This window comes from Sphingobium sp. R-21 (genome assembly GCF_049913335.1).
Classification (GTDB): domain Bacteria; phylum Pseudomonadota; class Alphaproteobacteria; order Sphingomonadales; family Sphingomonadaceae; genus Sphingobium.
Genome location: NZ_CP184375.1, coordinates 162,978 through 179,287 on the forward strand (window position 1 = coordinate 162,978; position 16,310 = coordinate 179,287).

The window sequence follows — 16,310 nt, forward strand, 5'->3', positions numbered from 1 at the left end:
ATGAAGAAGACGATCTCGATCCTCGGCCTGCCTCTGCTCGCCATCACGACCATGCCCCTGGCGCATGCGGAGGTGCAGGGTGTCGCCCCGCTGCTGAAGCAGGCTCGCTATTGGCAGTCCAAGGGACGCGGCGACCTGGCGCGACAGGCCTATAACCGGGTGCTGGCCATTGACCCCGCCAATGCGGAGGCACGGCGCGGCCTTGCCGGCAATGCGCCCCAACCCAAAGCCGCAGCCAAGCCGCAGCCCGCACAGGCCGCTCGCCCCGCCGCACCCGCGCAGGCGGCCGCCGCACCATCCGGCCCGGCCCGCCCGACCCGCAGCGACCGGGGCGGCGATGCCCGCGCCGCCGGCTTCCGGGCGCTGGAGGCTGGACAACTCGACACCGCGGCCGCCCGCTTCCGCACGGCGCTTTCCGCCAATCCCAACGACGCCGACGCGCTGGGCGGCATGGGCATCGTACGATTGCGCAAGTCCGAATTTGCACAGGCCCGCGACCTGCTGGCCCGCGCCTCCCGCACGGGCAGCGCAGGCAAATGGGCCGAGGCATTGCAGTCCGCCCGCTTCTATGCCGATCTCGACTCGGCCCGAACGGCGCTGGACAAGGGCGATCTGGCGCGCGCGGAGCAACTCGCCACCACGCTCACCCAGTCGAACGTCCGCGACAAGGGGCCTGCCATATCGGTATTGGCCAGCGTCTATGAACGGCAGGGCCGCTATAATGAGGCGGCCGAACTCTACCGGCAATTGGGCAAGTCCGGCGGGGCCGCCGGCTCAGGCGCCGCCATCGCCCAGGCCAGCGCCACCCGCAACGAGGCACGCGCCGCGCTGGATAGCGGTGACGCAGCGCGCGCCGAACAATTGCTGCGCGCTGCCATGGGCAGTGCGCCCGACGACCCATGGGTCGCCTATGATCTCGCCGGCCTGCTCCAGCAGCAGGGCCGCGTGGCGGAGCAGGACGCGCTCGTCCGCCAGCTTTCCTATTCGGACAAGGCCGAGCCGCTCTACGCCGCTGCGCTGATCCTGGACCGTGCGGGCCGCACCGGCGATGCGCAGGCTGTCGCCGCGCGCATTCCGGAAGGGCAGCGCACGGCGGAGATGCGCAATTTCATCGCCGGCCTGGGCATATCCGCCACCATAGTCCAGGCGAAGGCCGCAGGGGCCAGGGGCGCGCAGGGACAGGGTCTCGCCATGCTGCGCCAAGCGTCGGAGATGCGGGGCATTTTCGCCGACCGCATGGGCGCGCTGGCCCAGGGCATGCTGGAACTGGGCGACGCGCGCGGCGCAAGCCAGTTGGCGGCCCAGGCTCTGGACGCCCCCGCCAATGATGCGGGCGCCTATGACGCCGCGGTGCGGGTCCTGGCGCAGACCGGGCAGGACGGCCTGGCCATGAGCGCCGTGCAAAAGGCGTCGGCACTGGCCGGCCCGTCGCTTCAGGGTCAACGCAGCCTCGGCAATCTGAAGGCGACGCTCGCCGCCGCGCAGGCGGACCGAATGCGGCAGGCGGGTCAGTTCGCCCCGGCCTTCGACATGTTGCAGGCGGCATGGAACGAGACGCCGGGCAATGAGGAAATCCTCTCCGCCCTGGCGCGGCTGTACCAATCAGGCGGCCTCAACGCGCAGGCGGCGCAGACCTTCCGCATGCTGCTGGCGCAGAAGCCGTCCGATCGCGACGCCATGGTGGGCCTGATCGACACGGCCAGCGCGTCGGGCGACATGGATACGGCGCGCGCCGTCACCCAGCAGGCGATCCAGATGCACCCGGCCGATTACCGGGTCTATATGGCGGCGGCGCGCATGGCCCGTACCCGCGGCAATGACGGCGATGCGGCGCGTTACCTCAAGACCGCCAAGGCGCTCTACATGCGTGAGACAGGCATGGCGCCCGACACCATGATGGCGAACGGCAATCCCTTTGCGGCGGCGCCCCAGTCGGCCAACCCCTTCCGCGCCATGGCCGCGCCGCAGCCGGTCAATCCATTCGCACTCGGCAGCAATCCCACGGCCATATCGGCGCCCTATGCGCCGCCCATGGGCTTCGCCCCGCAGCAGCCGGCGGCATCACCCTATCCCTTGCCCGCTGCCGCGCCCGCCTACCCAACCGCGCCAGGCTATGCCGCCCCGACCGGCTTCCCCGGCATGGCGGCACCAGCGCCCTCTTACGGCAACCCCGTCTATGGCGATCCGGTCTACGGCGTTCAGGGCAATGGCATGACGAACGTCCCCGCCGATCCGGTACTGGCGGAGATCGATCAGCAATTGCAGGAATCGGCCGGTGAAAGCGGCCCGCGCGTCGATGTCGACACCGGCTTCCGCTCCCGCTCCGGCGAGACGGGCCTCAGCAAATTGCGCGAAATGACAGGCAGCGCCTCCGTCTCCACGCCCTTCGCCGGGGGCCGGGTCGGCGTCAAGGCGACGGCGGTCGTGCTGGATGCGGGCCGCCCGACAGGCTCCGGCCTCGCCCGCTTCGGCACCAACGCCACGCCCGAAGCGCAGGGGATCGTGGACGAGCAACCATCCGTGCTGACAAATGCCGAAACGCAGCACCAGTCCGGCGTCGCCGTCACCGCCAGCTATGTCAGCAAGCTGCTGATGCTGGAAGCAGGCGTCACGCCGCTCGGTTTCCCCAAGGAACATGTCACCGGCAGGATCGAGGTGACGCCGCGCCTGTCGACCAACGCGACCGCCCGCATCTGGGCCGACCGCAAGCCCGTGACCGACAGCATCATTGCCTATGCCGGCACGGAGGATCCTCGCACCGGCGCCTTCTGGGGCGCGGTCATGAAGAGCGGCGGCGGATTGTCCCTGTCCTATGACCGCAACGGCAATGGCGTCTATGCCGACGGTTCCTTCTATCATTATGACGGCACGGCAGTGCGCGACAATGACAGTGTGGAGATCAACGCCGGCGGCTATTTGCGCGCGTGGCAGAATGCGCGCTCGGGCGTTTCCGTCGGCTTCAACGTCAATTACCAGAATTACGACAACAACCAGAATTATTTCACCTACGGCCATGGCGGTTATTTCAGCCCGCAAAGCTTCCTCAGCGTCAATTTCCCGATCCGCTATTGGACGAATGACGGCCCGATGAGCATCCAGGCCAGCGTCGCGCCGGGCTATCAAAGCTATGATCAACAGGGTGAGCCGGTCTATCCGACGGAGCCGGGCGCGCAGGGCGTTCTGGATTTCCTCAAGAGCCAGAACAGCGATGTCCGCTCCCGCTATGACAGCATCAGCAAGACGGGCTTCGGCCTGTCGGCGACCGGCGCGATTTCCTACCGGGTCAGCCCGAATACCCGGCTGGGCGGGGAACTGAATATAAACACTTTCGGTGAATATAAGGAATTCAAGACACTTATCGGGCTCAAGCAGAATATCGGAGGCAATTGATGTTGTTCGTGAAGGACTTCCCGGTCGCGGGTGATCAGGACATCGCCATGCTCGCCTCCAGCGGGGAGGCTGCGCAGCGCTTCGTCAGCCTGATGCTCGCCGAAATCGCCTCCGCCGCCACGGCGGAGCAGATGCAGGGATTTTTCCGGGCCCTCGGCGCCCGCCTCGCGAAAAGCCATCCGATCGACAACGCCAGGAACATGGACAGGCTGACGCAGCACGGCAACATGGTCTGGGACAGGCTGCATTGGGGCAGCGTCCGTTTCGAACTGGACGATGAAGGAATCGACATCTTCCACCATGGCCTGCCCGAAAGGCTGGAGGGCGATGCTGAGGGAATCTGGGCAAAAGTCGCCCCCTTCATCCTGGAAGGAGCCTATGACGCATGGTTTCGGCAGATGGGCAGCGGCGAACGGCTCAGCACCAGGATTTCGCGCAACCAGGACGGGCATATCGAACTGCGCCATGGGATTTGAACGGCGGACGGTCCTGACCGTCCTCGCCTTCGCGCTGACGACCGGTTGCGCCCGTGCCAAATCTTCCAGATCCGCTGATGGCCTGATGCTCGATCCCGCGCTCTGGCAGGGCTACAAGGCCCGCTTCCTGGCGCCCGAAGGCAGGATCGTCGACAATGGCAATGGCGGCGTCAGCCATAGCGAGGGCCAGGGCTATGGCATGGTGCTGGCGCAGGCGGCGGGCGACAGTGCCGCCTTCGACGGCATGGCGCGCTGGACCGCCCAGACCCTGTTGCGCAAGGACGTGGCGCTGCACAGCTGGCGCTTCACCCCCGGCCGCGCCGATCCGGTGGCCGATCCCAACAATGCGACCGATGGCGACCTGCTGATCGCCTGGGCGCTGCTGATGGCGGGCCGCCGCTGGGGGAAGGCGGATTATCTGCATCAGTCAGCGGCCATCCGCGGCGCGATCGCGCAGAAGCTGATCGTGCAGCGTCACGGCTTCTCCCTGCTGCTGCCGGGCCTGGTCGGTTTTGCCAGGCCGGACCGGGTGGTCATCAACCCGTCCTATTATGTGTGGCCGGCGATCGACAGCTTCGTCCGGCTGGAACCCCGTTTCTGGGGTCCGCTGGCGTCCGACGGCCTCAAGATCCTGAAGGCCGCGCGCTTCGGCCCGTCGGGCCTGCCCGCCGACTGGCTCGACATCAAGGGGAAGGGCGTGGTCGAACCGGCGGAGGGACGCGATCCGGTCTTCGGCTTCGAGGGCATTCGCGTGCCGCTCTATTGCCTGATGAGCGGCCGACGCAGCGCATGCGACACCATCGCGCGCTACTGGTCCGCGCTCAACCGCGCCGGCAAGCCGTTGCCGGCCTGGGTGAATGTCGTGACCGGCGAAACGGCCCCCTATGCCCTGTCCGCGGGCGCCACCGCGATCGCAGGACGCCTGCTGGATCGCAACCTGCCGGCCGCCACCGCTGATCAGGACTATTATGCCGCAACGCTGGGACTGTTGAACCAGATGCGGATTTAGGCAGTATTTCCGCCGGTCTGCCGCCGTTCAGCCTCCCGGAAGCACGGCGTGCCTGACGGCAGCCATTGGCTATTCCTGCTCAAAAATCCTAAAGAAGCCCGATGACCTCCTCCCCCGAACTTGCCATTCGCCTGCGCCGCGCCGACTTCAACCGCGCCCTGGCAGAAGCGGACCTGAACGCCATCGCCCCCCTGCTCGCGCCCCAGGCCCTGCTCGTCACCGGATCGGACAGCGCGGTCATCTCCGGCCGCAAGGCGCAGCTCCAGGCCTGGAAGCGGGAATTCGCGGCCGCAAAGCGCGCCGTCTACACCCGCACGCCGGAAAATATCATCGTCTCGCCGGTCGAACCCATCGCGATGGAACATGGCCGGTGGCAGGGCGTGACCGCCGGTTCGGACCATGTCCTGGCATCGGGAAGCTACAGCGCCAAATGGCGGCAGATCGGCGCCGACTGGATCATCGAGGCGGAAATCTATGTGACGCTCGCCTGATGGGAAATGCTTGAACAGTGGCGCGCCCGCGCCCAATTAGAGGCTGTTCCTCCTCCCACGGGGGCCAGCAGTCCACGAGTAGCCATGACCACCGCCAATCCCCTTCTTGCCGACAGCGACCTGCCCGATTTCGCCGCCGTCCAGCCTGCCCATGTCGTCCCCGCCATAGAGGAGGCGATCGCAGCCCACCGCGCCGCCGTCGAAGGGATCACCGCCAGCGGGAAGGATGATTTCGAAGCGGTCATCCTCGCCGCCGAGCGTGCCGATTTCCTGTTGTCGCGGGTCTGGTCCCCGATCGGGCACCTCTCCTCCGTGGCGGATACGCCCGAATTGCGGGAAGCGCATGCCGCCGCCCAGACGCTGATGACCGCCTATCTGATGGAGGCGGGGCAGAACCGGGCACATCACGATGCCGTTGCCCGGTTGGCCGCCCGCCCCGATTTCGCCGGCCTGCCGCCCGCCGCCCGCCGCGCCGTCGATCTTGCCCTGCGCGGCTTCCGCCTGGCGGGCGTCGCGCTGGAGGGGAAGGCGCGGCAACGCTTCCTCGACATCGGCGTCGCCTTGAGCGACCTCAGCACCAAATTCGGCAATGCCGTGCTCGATGCGACCGAAGCCTGGAGCGAGCATGTCACCGACGAAGCGGCGCTCGAAGGGGTGCCGGACAGCGACAGGGCGACCCTCGCCGCCTATGCGCAGGAACGCGGGCTGCCAGGCTGGCTCATCACCCTGCGCCAGCCCAGCGTGCTCGCCATCCTCTATCACGCCAGGGACCGGGCGCTGCGGGAACGGGTCTATCGCGCCTACAACACCCGCGCCTCCGACCAGGCAGAGGACAGCAGCCACGACAACAGTGAACGGATCGACGCGATCATGGCGCTGCGCCATGAGGCGGCGCAGATATTGGGCTTTGCCGATTCCGCCGCCCATTCGCTGGAAACCAAGATGGCCGCCGACGCTGACGAGGCGCTGGCCTTCCTGACCGATCTCGCCCGGCGGGCACGGCCGGTCGGGGAGCGTGAACTGGCCGACGCGCGCGCCTTCGCCGCCGACCATCTGGGGCTGGACGATGTGCGGCCCTGGGATCTTTCCTATGTCGCCGAAGCGATGCGCCGCACCCTGCACGGCGTCGATCAGGAGGCGCTGAAGGCCTATTTCCCCCTGCCCCGCGTGCTTGCGGGAACGCAGGCGCTGATCGGCCGGCTGTTCAACGTCCGCCTGGTCGCGCGCCAGGGCGTGTCGACCTGGCATCCGGACGTGCTGTTCTATGATGTGCTGGACGCGGACGACAGCGTGGTGGCGGGCGTCTATCTCGACCTGTTCGCGCGCGCGGGCAAGCGGGGCGGCGCATGGATGGACGTTTGCCGTTCGCGCTTCCGCGACGCCGATCGGCTGCATCTTCCCGTCGCCTATCTCACCACCAATTTCGCGCCACCGTCGGGCGAACGGCCTTCGCTGCTGACGCATAACGACGTGGTGACGCTATTCCACGAATTCGGCCATGTGCTGCATCATCTGCTCACAGAGGTCGACCTGCCCTCCATCGGCGGCATCAGCGGCGTGGAATGGGATGCGGTGGAACTGCCCAGCCAGTTCATGGAAAATTTCGCCTGGGACAGGGACACGCTGATCGGGCTGTCCGGCCATGTCGACAGCGGGGAACCGCTGCCGCAGGCGATGTTCGACCGGCTGCTGGCGGCGCGGCAGTTCCAGGCAGGCCTTGCCATTTTGCGCCAGATCGAATTCGCGACCTTCGACCTGCTGCTCCACCGCGACTATGATCCGGCGCAGGGCGCGCGGGTCAACGCCATGCTCGATCAGGTGCGCCGGGCGGTCGCCGTGATCCATCCGCCGGAATGGAACCGCTTCGCCCATGCCTTCAGCCATATCTTCGCGGGCGGTTATGCGGCGGGCTATTATTCCTATCTCTGGGCCGAACTCCTGTCGGCCGACGCCTTCGAGATTTTCGCCCATGCCGACATCCCCGGCGGCGGCGCGACCGCTTTCCGCCGCGAAATCCTCGCGGCTGGGGCCAGCCGCCCTGCGGCGGACAATTTCCGGGCCTTTGCCGGCCGCGCGCCAGAGGTCGACGCCTTGCTGCGCATGCGGGGCCTGGCTGCCTAGGGTTTGTTCCTGTGAGATTGCGCGCTGCGCTGCCGTTCAGAAATGGGCGGTATATCCACCGTCCACCGCCAGCACCTGCCCGGTCACATAGGATGCCGCGTCCGACACCAGGAACAGCACCGGGCCGACAATCTCCTCCGGCCGTCCCCATCGCCCCAGCGACGTTCGCCGCGCCAGATGATCCGCAACGCCCGGATCGGCGATCATCTCGTCATTGGCCTCCGTCGCGAAATAGCCAGGCGCGACGGCATTCACCGTGATGCCGCGAACGCCCAGTTCCGCCGCCAGAGCCCGCGTCAGCGCGTCCAGCCCGCCCTTCGCCATGGTGTAGGCGGCATCACCCGATCGGGCGATCTGGCCCGCGATGGATGTGACGTTGACGATCCGCCCGCCTTCCCTCATGTCGCCAGCCACCGCCCGGACAAGATCGAAGGGCGCGACCAGATTGACTTCCAGCATCCGCCGTACCGCGAACCTGTCCAGCTCTCCGATCGGCCGGCGGTCGCGATGGCCGGCATTGTTGACCAATATGTCGATCGGGCGGCGGCGATCCAGTGCCGCCCGAAGCGCCTCCCCATCCTCCAGGTCGAAGATCAGCGGCTCGCCCGTCCCGCCTGCGGCGGCGATGGCGGCGGCCGTGTCCTGAAGCTGCGCCGCCCGTCGGCCATGGAGCAGGACATGCGCGCCCGCCCCCGCGAGGCCCAGCGCGATTTCGCGTCCCAAGCCGCGCCCGGCCCCGGTGACGAGGGCGATCTTCCCTTGCAACATTCAACCTTCTCCACCAGCCGGTCAGGCGAGGGCGAAGGCCTTGCCCCGCCCACGATTGATGAACAGCACCAGCCCAGCGCCGATCAGGCACAATATCCCCGCCGCGACGAAGGCGGGCATATAGCTTTGCCAGACCGTCCGGGAAAGACCGCCCGCCAGCGCCGCACTCGCGGCGCCCAGCTGGTGACCGGCGAAGATCCAGCCGAACACGACATTGGCCCGTTCCGGCCCAAAACGCTGCGCCGTCAGCTTGACGGTCGGCGGCACGGTCGCAACCCAGTCCAGACCATAGAAGGCCGCGAAGATCGACAGGCTGTAAAGCGAGAAATCGCTGAACGGCAAATAGAGCAGCGACAGCCCCCGCAGCCCGTAATAGCAGCACAGCAGCCAGCGATTGTCGAACCGGTCCGACAGCCAGCCCGACGCGAGCGTACCTGCAAAGTCGAACAGCCCCATCATCGCCAGCATCGACGCAGCGCCCACCGCCGCCAGCCCATAATCCCCGCACAGCGCGATGAAATGCGTCTGGACCAGCCCGTTGGTGCTGGCGCCGCATATGTAGAAGGTGAAGAACAATATCCAGAAGCTCGGCACCCGCGCGGCGTCGGCCAATATGCGAAGCGGGCTGATCAGCAGGGCGCCGAAACCGGCTGGCTGGGCTGGCACGGGATGGACCTCGCTCTCGCCATAGGGCGGCAGGCCGAGGTCGGAGGGACGATCCCGCATCAGCAGCAGCACGGCCAGCGCCGCCAGCAGGATCGCTCCGCACACCAGCAGGATGGCGGCCCGCCAGCCGAAACGCTCCGTCAACGCGGCAAGCAGCGGCAGGAACGCCAGTTGGCCCGTCGCGGTGCTGGCGGACAGCAGTCCCATGACCAGCCCCCGCCGATGGGTGAACCAGCGCGTGGCGACGGTGGCGCCCAGCACCATGGCGGTAAGGCCCGTGCCTATGCCGATGACCACTCCCCATAGCAGGACCAGTTGCCACAATTGGGTCATGCCCATCGACAGCAGCAGCCCACCGATGACGATCGACAGCGAGATCAGCATCATCCGCCGCACGCCGAAGCGGTTCATGAAGGCGGCGGCAAACGGCCCCATGCAGCCGAACAGGACGAAGCGTATGGCCAGCGCCCCGGAAATATCCGCCGCGCTCCAGCCGAATTCCTTCTGCAGCGGGATGATGAACACGCCGGGCGCGCCTACCGCGCCCGCGACGACCAGCATGGTGAGGAAGGTCGCGGCCAGCACCGCCCAGCCATAATGGATTTGCCGCGCGCCCATATGGCGCGCGAGGATGGCGGACAGCATGCAGGCCTCGGTTCCGGATCGACAGACCGGCATTTGATGGTGATCATCGTCAAATGGTCAAGGGGCCAGTTGGCGCGCCATGGACATGAACGACCGGCGCTGGCGGGTGCAGCGTCTTACCGCGCAGGCGGCTGAATGACCGCATCCTCCCACTTTTCCGGACGGATGTAGATGGAGGTGAGTTCGGGGATGGCGCGCTTCAACTCGCTCTCCATCTCCTCGATCAGGCTTTCGGCCCGGCCCATGAGCAGGTCGTCGTCGAAATCGGCGCTGATCGCCACGAAGACGGCATCGGGCGCTGTGTGGATGGTGCGGATGTGATTGACGGCGGTGATCTCCGGCCGCCGGTCGAGCAGCCGCCGCACGGTGTCGATGATCGCTCGGTCAGCGCTCTCCCCGATCAGCAGGCCCTTTGCCTCCCGCGCCAGCAGGACCGCCACCCCGCCCAGCACCAGCCCGATGATGATGGAGGCGACGCCGTCCAGTCGGGCATCGCCGAAATAATGGCTCGCCCAGACGCCGATCGCCGCCACGACCAGACCGATGAGAGCGGCGCTGTCTTCGAACAGGACGATAAAACCCGCCGGATCCTTCGACCGGCGGATCGACTGCCACCAGCTGCTCGGCCCCCGGCTGCGCCCGAATTCGCGCACGGCGATGGTCCAGGACGTGCCCTCCAGCAGGAAGGCGATGGCCAGGACCGCGTAATTGACGGCCGGATCGCGCAGCGGCTCCGGCCGCGCGACATGCAGCCAGCCCTCATAGACCGATACGCCCGCACCAACCGCGAAGATCAGGATCGCGACGACGAAAGCCCAGAAATACAGTTCGCGCCCATAGCCGAAGGGATGGGCCGCATCGGCCGGCCGCTTCGCCTTGGACTGACCATGAAACAGCAGCAGCTGGTTGCCGCTGTCGACCAGCGAATGCACCCCCTCCGTCAGCATGGAGGAGGAGCCGGTCAGCGCGGAGGCGATGAATTTGGCGACTGCTATCCCGACATTGGCCAGCAGCGCGCCATAAAGGACGATATTTTCCCGGACATGCGCGGCGCGACCACCCTTCTCCACGAACGTTCAACCCGGATAGGGGGCGAACTGGAACAGGCGCGCCGCACGCGCCATGTCGTCCGCAATCATCGCATCGGTCGAGCTCGACCGCCCCTCCACCGCCTTCCGGGTAGAATTGAGAGCCAGAGCTTTCACAACCATCGCCTATCTCCATCTGCCCCATTCGCACGGCGAATCGGGTTCCGGCCAATGAACTCCCCGGCGGGGGATGAGTTCTTCGGGCAGAGGAGATTTGCAATGCCCGAAATCCAGGAGATGATCCACGAAGATGGCCTGCCCGGTCATGAAAGCCGGCTGGAACCCAGGCCCGAATGGGAACCCCGCTATCCCGGCTCCGGCCGTCTGGAAGGCAAGGTGGCGATCGTCACCGGCGCCGACAGCGGCATCGGGCGGGCGGTTGCCGCTCTCTACGCCCGCGAAGGCGCCGATGTCGCCATATTCTATCTCTGCGAACATGACGACGCGGCCCGGACAGCGGCGATCGTCCGCGCGGAGGGACGGCGGGCGCTCACCGTGGCGGGCGACCTGGGCGACCGGGACTTCTGCCAGCGGGCGGTGGCGCAGGTGGTGAAGGAGCTCGGCCGGATCGACATTCTCGTCAACAATGCGGGCGAACAGCATCCCGACAGCGATATCACCGACATCAGCGAGGAACAGCTGCGCCGGACCTTTCAGACCAACATCTTCGCCATGTTCTTCCTGACGCAGGCGGTGCGGCCGCACCTGAAGCGCGGGGCGGCGATCGTCAACTGCACCTCCGTCACCATGTATCAGGGGTCGAAGGAACTGCTCGACTATTCGAGCACGAAGGGAGCGATCACTGCCTTCACCCGGTCCCTGTCGGAAAATCTGGTGGGCGACGGCATCAGGGTGAACGCCGTCGCGCCGGGGCCGATCTGGACTCCGCTCAACCCCAGCGGCGGGGCCAGTCCGGAAAAACTGGCGCATTTCGGGGAGAGCACGCCCATGGGCAGGCCCGGCCAGCCCAATGAGGTCGCCCCCGCCTTCCTCTTCCTCGCCTGCGACGACGCCAGCTACATGTCGGGCCAGGTGCTGCACCCCAATGGCGGCACCATCGTCAACGGTTAGAGCATTTTCAAGTTGACCGTTTACGGTCGGCGGCTCGGAAAATGCGGCATCAAAAGACCGGAGCGTTTCTGCTCATTCAGATCGCCGCTCTGGATTCCTTGTTTTCCGCGATTTCTTGACCAGCGATCGGTTCCGATCGCTTGGAAATCGCTCTAGCCGGCATGATCGGAGGTTGCCGCGCCGTCTCTCAGGCGATCCGCGATCCCGCCCAGCCTTCGCCCCCTCTTCCCAGTGAAGACCGGGGGACCGCTCGCCGGTTCAGGCTGATGACGGCGCTGTTTTCGCTCCATGACTGGATCAGCGCGGGAATGGTCTCCGAAGGGGCAGGGCGGCTGAAATAGAAACCCTGGGCATAATCGCAGCCCATCTCGCGCAGCCTGATCGACTGGTCCGCCTCTTCCACGCCTTCGGCCACCACCTTCATGTTGAGCGCCCGGCCCAACGTGATCAGCGCGGATACGATGGCGCCGTCGCTCTCGCGCGCGGTGACCCCGCTGACGAAAGATCGGTCGATCTTCAGCGTGCTGACCGGCAGGGACCGCAAATGGGTGAGCGAAGCGAAGCCGGTCCCGAAATCGTCGAGCGCCAGCGGGATGTTGCACATGTGCAGTTCGTCGATGGAACGGCGGACCGCGTCCGATCCGGCGCCCAGGAACACGCCCTCCGTGATCTCGATCTCGATCGAATCGGGCGCGATCGAAAAACGCTCCATCGTCTCGATCAATCGTCCGGCAAAGCGCTCCCGCCGCAATTCGGCGGACGAGACATTGATGGCGACATGCCCCACGGCCAGGCCGCGCGCGCGCCAGGCGGCCATGTCGGAAAAGACCTGGCTGGTCATCGTCTGGCCGATCATGTCGGCGACGTCATGATCGTCGAACGCCGCGTAGATCTCGGCCGGCGACCGGATGGTGCCGCAACTGTCGCGCCACCGCAGCAGCGCTTCAAATCCGACCAGCTCGCCGGTCTGCAACGACACCTTGGGCTGATAATAGCTTATGATAGTGCCGTCGCGCACCGCGGTCCTGGCCCGGTTGATCATCGCCACCCGTTCCTGCATGTCCTCCAGCAACGACTGCTCGAACATCTGCACCCGCCCGCGCCCCAGCGACTTGGCGCGGTACAGCGCCAGGTCGGCATGACGCAGCAATTCGGTCGCCACGCGCCCGTCCTCCGGGAATGCGGCGACGCCGACGCTGACCCGGCATTCCAGCGAACGTCCCGCTGCGAACAGCGTCTCGCGGATGGTGAGCGCGCGATCGGCAAGATCTGCCAGTTGCTGCCGGTTGTCGGCATTCTCGATCAATATGGCGAATTCGTCGCCGCCCAGACGCGCCACCACTCCCTCGCCGGCGAAGATCGCCTTCAGGCGCGCGGCAAAGCTCTTCAGTAGGTCATCACCGGCATGATGGCCCATCAGGTCGTTGACGTCCTTGAAATTGTCGATGTCCAGCAGGAACACGCCGACCTTCTTGAAATCGGTCAGCGCCCTTCCCAGCGCCTTGTCCAGGCAGGCGTTGAACATCGCACGGTTGGGCAACTCCGTCAGCGAATCATGGTCGGCATTCCAGCGTATCTGCTCCTCGATCAGCACGCTTTCGTGGATATCCTCGGTATAGCCATACCAGCGGATGATCCGGCCTTCATCGTCCCGCCGGGGATAGGCCTGGGCCCGCATCCAGCGATACTGGTCGTTGACCATCAGCCGAACGCGCACGTCGAACGGCTCGCCGGTCGCATGGGAATGGGCGACGCGTTGCGTCACCGGCTCGACATCGTCGGGATGGGTGGCGGCAAGCCAACCGGAACCTGCCGCCTCATCCCGCTCAAGTCCGGTATTCTCCAGCCACCGATCGGTGAAATCGATGATCCGCCCCTCCGCATCGGCTATCCAGGGTAGTTGCGGATTATATTCGACGATCAGCCGCAGATTTTCCATGCTGCGCCGGAGCAGGTCGATTTCCGCATGCTCCGACGTCACGTCGACCGCCACCAGATCGACGACTGGCCGATCCGGCCCCCGATGCCGGGCCTGCGCAAGAACGCGGATATGCCTGAGGTCGCCGGCACCGCCGTGCAGCGTAAGAGTCGCTTCGGCTTGCTGCTCCTGGCGAACGACGCGGATAATCTCAAAGATCGGCTTGCGGAGGGCGCCCCGAACCCCACGAAGCCAGTTAAAAAGGGGTTGCGATGGCGCCAGGCCAAAATGATGCGCAGCGGCGGGATCAGGGTGAAGCCGGCAATCGCCATCCACCACGCACCGCAGAACGCCAGCCGACGCCAGAATTTTCTGGTCGCCATCCATCGGGTCTTGCCTGCCTTTCCATTCGTCAGGTGACCGCGATGAAATGTGGTCCGCCATTATACTCCTGCTGTTCCGACGCCAGGGGCGTTGCAAATGATTCACCATCTGCTGGCTAAGATTTGATTAATGACCGGCCCTCATGCACCGGCGGCCAGCATGCTCAAAATGTCGAAGAAAGGCTGATGCCGTAGGTGCGGGGCGCACCATAGGCGGCCGTGCGAAAAACGCCCAAACCGGATCGATCGTCGGCATAGGTCTTGTAGATCTTGTCGGTCAGGTTCTTGACCCAGGCAGCGACCTCCCAATTGTCGTGGCGAAGCCCGAGACGAAGATTGGCCAGGGTACGCGGACCGGACTTGAAGCTGTCGGAATTGGTCGGTTCGAAATAGACGGTCGAGCGGTAATCCATGTCGGCGCGGGTGAAGATCGTCCCGAACGCGACCGGCACCTCATAGGTGACCGCGCCATATGCCGAAAAATGCGGCGCCAGCACCAGGTCCTTGCCCGAACAGTCCATGCTGCCGCCACCGACCGACGCAGGCACGCCGCAATTGTCGAACCGCTTGTAATGCGCATCGAGCACCGCCGCATTCCCCTCGATCCGCAGACGGGAGGAGATTTGAAGGGCCATCTCTCCCTCCACCCCCTGGATCTGGGCGCGTCCGGCATTGGTCAGCGCCAACCCGGTGCCCAGCACCTGCGAGACCTGCAGCCGTTCATAATCCGTCACGAACGCCGCCAGGTTCAGCCGCAACCGCTTGCCAAAGGTCAGCGCCTTGAAGCCGACCTCATAGCTGGTCGCCTTTTCCGGGGTGGCGGTCAGGCCGCTCAACGACGAAGCGATGTCGACATTATAGGCCGCACTCTTGAAGCCCCTGGAAAAGCGGCCGTAAAGATTGGCGTCCGGGGCAATCTCATAGGACAGGGTTGCGCTCGGCGACAGATCATTGTCGGTCGAATGCCCGTCAAAGGTCAGCGCGGGGAATCCCAGCAGCGGGAATATGCCGGAAACGTCATCCTGCACGAAATGGGCGCGCTTCTTCTCCCGCGTATAACGCAGGCCCGCCGACAGGGAGAGACGATCGGTCAGCGCATAATCGAGCCTCCCGAACAGCGCACCGCTCTCCGTCTTCACGCTGCCCATGGTGGTCAGCACGGGGTTGCCGGGAACGCCGGTGTCGGCGCCCAGTCCCAGTCCCCGGTCGGTCCGCACCATCTGGTCGAAATAATAGGCGCCGACCAGATAGTGTAGCTTCCCCGTCCCGCCGGCCAGCCGCAATTCCTGGCTGAAGAAATGCGAATCATCGCTGAAATTGTCGGCCGAGACGAAGTCCACCTGTTCCTGATCGTCGTCCAGCGACGCTTCATAGGAAGAATCGCGATAGGCCGTGATCGACGTCAGCGACATCGTGTCGGACGTCCATTCGGCCGTCAACGAAAGTCCCTGGCTGTCGCGATGCAGCCGGTTGGGTCGGTTGTTGTTGATATGCAGCGGCTGCCGCGAGGGAAAGTCGGCCGGATAGCCCGCCAGCGCATCCGCCTGGAAAAAGGCCGGCACGCCCCGGTCGCGCAGGCCGTCCCAGCGCGCAATGAAAGACAACTGGTCGGTCGGCGCGAATTTGGCCGAAAGGCGCCAAGTCAACAGGTCGGTCGACCCGGCATCCTGACCGCCCGACAGATGCCGGTAGAAACCGTCCTGCCGCGCATAGGCGACCGCCCCGCGCACCGAAAAGCGGTCGTCAAGGCGCGCGCCCAGCACGGCTTCGCCGCGGCGATAGTCGTAATTGCCCGCGTCCAACCGGACGGACAGGCCCGGATCGGCGTCCGGCTGGATGGTCTGGACATTGATCACGCCGGCTATGGTGTTCTTGCCATATTCCGTGGCCTGCGGCCCGCGGGCGATCTCGACCCGATCGATGTCCAGCAGATGCTGGACGAAATTTTCCGGCCGGCCTACATAGACCCCGTCGACATAGATGCCCACGCCGGTTTCCAGCCCGATATTGCGGACGAGCGTGGAAATGCCGCGAATGGAAATCTGCCCCTGCAACTGGCCCGCAATGCCGCCGCTGATATCGACATTGGGCGCGAAGCGGGTCAGGTCGGTAATGCTTTGCAGGCCGGCGGCGACGATCGTGTCGCCCGAAACGCTGGTGACAGAGAGGGGCGCCTTGAGCAGCGGTTCAGGCACCTTGCGCGCTGTCACCAATATGTCGGCGTCAGGAACGGCCTGCGCCCATGCAGCGCCGGGCGGCGCCATCGCAAACACAGCCGACGTGA

At 65.8% G+C, this 16,310-nt stretch carries 13 protein-coding genes; 7 read left to right on the top strand and 6 right to left on the bottom strand.

The features are described 5' to 3' along the window. From ACN9MX_RS15595 to ACN9MX_RS15615, 5 genes are all read left to right on the top strand, one after another. The gene (locus ACN9MX_RS15595) at positions 1–3,390 is read left to right on the top strand and encodes a cellulose biosynthesis protein BcsC (protein WP_363829380.1); all 3,390 of its coding nucleotides are present in this window, start codon (positions 1–3) and stop codon (positions 3,388–3,390) included. After that, positions 3,390–3,866, top strand: a complete 477-nt coding sequence (bcsD, locus tag ACN9MX_RS15600; protein ID WP_363752550.1) for a cellulose biosynthesis protein BcsD — start codon at positions 3,390–3,392, stop codon at positions 3,864–3,866. Before ACN9MX_RS15595 ends, bcsD begins: the two co-directional genes overlap by 1 nt. Next, a complete protein-coding gene (locus ACN9MX_RS15605) occupies positions 3,856–4,875 on the top strand; it encodes a glycosyl hydrolase family 8 (RefSeq protein WP_363829382.1) in 1,020 nt (339 codons plus the stop codon). Before bcsD ends, ACN9MX_RS15605 begins: the two co-directional genes overlap by 11 nt. Before the next feature lie 101 nt (positions 4,876–4,976). Next, positions 4,977–5,366 (top strand): nuclear transport factor 2 family protein, encoded by a 390-nt coding sequence (locus tag ACN9MX_RS15610; RefSeq protein WP_363829384.1) that lies wholly within the window; start codon positions 4,977–4,979, stop codon positions 5,364–5,366. 84 nt (positions 5,367–5,450) lie between these two features. Next, positions 5,451–7,487 carry a M3 family metallopeptidase gene (locus ACN9MX_RS15615; protein WP_363829386.1) on the top strand — a complete coding sequence of 679 codons (2,037 nt, stop codon included), beginning with the start codon at positions 5,451–5,453 and terminating at the stop codon, positions 7,485–7,487. Positions 7,488–7,523: 36 nt separating this feature from the next. On the opposite strand, the gene ACN9MX_RS15620 is transcribed toward ACN9MX_RS15615, so the two are convergent. The 4 genes from ACN9MX_RS15620 to ACN9MX_RS15635 form a co-directional block, all read right to left on the bottom strand. Continuing rightward, a complete protein-coding gene (locus tag ACN9MX_RS15620) occupies positions 7,524–8,255 on the bottom strand; it encodes an SDR family oxidoreductase (RefSeq protein WP_363829388.1) in 732 nt (243 codons plus the stop codon). A 21-nt stretch (positions 8,256–8,276) separates the two neighbouring features. Beyond that, entirely contained in the window at positions 8,277–9,566 is a 1,290-nt protein-coding gene (locus ACN9MX_RS15625) for an MFS transporter (protein ID WP_363736613.1), read from the bottom strand. A gap of 116 nt (positions 9,567–9,682) precedes the next feature. Next, entirely contained in the window at positions 9,683–10,636 is a 954-nt protein-coding gene (locus ACN9MX_RS15630; protein ID WP_363829389.1) for a cation diffusion facilitator family transporter, read from the bottom strand. A 6-nt stretch (positions 10,637–10,642) separates the two neighbouring features. Next, the gene (locus tag ACN9MX_RS15635) at positions 10,643–10,777 is read right to left on the bottom strand and encodes a hypothetical protein (RefSeq protein ID WP_363829391.1); all 135 of its coding nucleotides are present in this window, start codon (positions 10,775–10,777) and stop codon (positions 10,643–10,645) included. A gap of 96 nt (positions 10,778–10,873) precedes the next feature. Between ACN9MX_RS15635 and ACN9MX_RS15640 the strand changes: the two genes are divergently transcribed. Beyond that, positions 10,874–11,725 carry an SDR family oxidoreductase gene (locus ACN9MX_RS15640; protein WP_363829393.1) on the top strand — a complete coding sequence of 284 codons (852 nt, stop codon included), beginning with the start codon at positions 10,874–10,876 and terminating at the stop codon, positions 11,723–11,725. Positions 11,726–11,912: 187 nt separating this feature from the next. Here ACN9MX_RS15640 and ACN9MX_RS15645 read toward each other — a convergent pair whose 3' ends face one another. Beyond that, positions 11,913–13,706, bottom strand: coding sequence for a putative bifunctional diguanylate cyclase/phosphodiesterase (locus tag ACN9MX_RS15645; RefSeq protein ID WP_426387711.1), 1,794 nt, complete (start codon positions 13,704–13,706; stop codon positions 11,913–11,915). A 69-nt stretch (positions 13,707–13,775) separates the two neighbouring features. Here ACN9MX_RS15645 and ACN9MX_RS15650 point away from each other — a divergent pair, with 69 nt between their 5' ends. Further along, positions 13,776–14,063 carry a hypothetical protein gene (locus ACN9MX_RS15650; protein ID WP_363736619.1) on the top strand — a complete coding sequence of 96 codons (288 nt, stop codon included), beginning with the start codon at positions 13,776–13,778 and terminating at the stop codon, positions 14,061–14,063. 127 nt (positions 14,064–14,190) lie between these two features. On the opposite strand, the gene ACN9MX_RS15655 is transcribed toward ACN9MX_RS15650, so the two are convergent. Beyond that, positions 14,191–16,290 carry a TonB-dependent receptor gene (locus ACN9MX_RS15655; RefSeq protein WP_363736620.1) on the bottom strand — a complete coding sequence of 700 codons (2,100 nt, stop codon included), beginning with the start codon at positions 16,288–16,290 and terminating at the stop codon, positions 14,191–14,193. Positions 16,291–16,310: the final 20 nt, after the last annotated feature.

Coding starts and splice junctions, on each gene's coding strand:
- ACN9MX_RS15625 (WP_363736613.1), bottom strand. CDS start 9,566: ATGCTGTCCGCCATCCTCGCGCGCCATATGGGCGCGCGGCAAATCCAT.
- ACN9MX_RS15615 (WP_363829386.1), top strand. CDS start 5,451: ATGACCACCGCCAATCCCCTTCTTGCCGACAGCGACCTGCCCGATTTC.
- bcsD (WP_363752550.1), top strand. CDS start 3,390: ATGTTGTTCGTGAAGGACTTCCCGGTCGCGGGTGATCAGGACATCGCC.
- ACN9MX_RS15655 (WP_363736620.1), bottom strand. CDS start 16,290: ATGGCGCCGCCCGGCGCTGCATGGGCGCAGGCCGTTCCTGACGCCGAC.
- ACN9MX_RS15620 (WP_363829388.1), bottom strand. CDS start 8,255: ATGTTGCAAGGGAAGATCGCCCTCGTCACCGGGGCCGGGCGCGGCTTG.
- ACN9MX_RS15595 (WP_363829380.1), top strand. CDS start 1: ATGAAGAAGACGATCTCGATCCTCGGCCTGCCTCTGCTCGCCATCACG.
- ACN9MX_RS15605 (WP_363829382.1), top strand. CDS start 3,856: ATGGGATTTGAACGGCGGACGGTCCTGACCGTCCTCGCCTTCGCGCTG.
- ACN9MX_RS15635 (WP_363829391.1), bottom strand. CDS start 10,777: ATGGTTGTGAAAGCTCTGGCTCTCAATTCTACCCGGAAGGCGGTGGAG.
- ACN9MX_RS15640 (WP_363829393.1), top strand. CDS start 10,874: ATGCCCGAAATCCAGGAGATGATCCACGAAGATGGCCTGCCCGGTCAT.
- ACN9MX_RS15650 (WP_363736619.1), top strand. CDS start 13,776: ATGCCTGAGGTCGCCGGCACCGCCGTGCAGCGTAAGAGTCGCTTCGGC.
- ACN9MX_RS15610 (WP_363829384.1), top strand. CDS start 4,977: ATGACCTCCTCCCCCGAACTTGCCATTCGCCTGCGCCGCGCCGACTTC.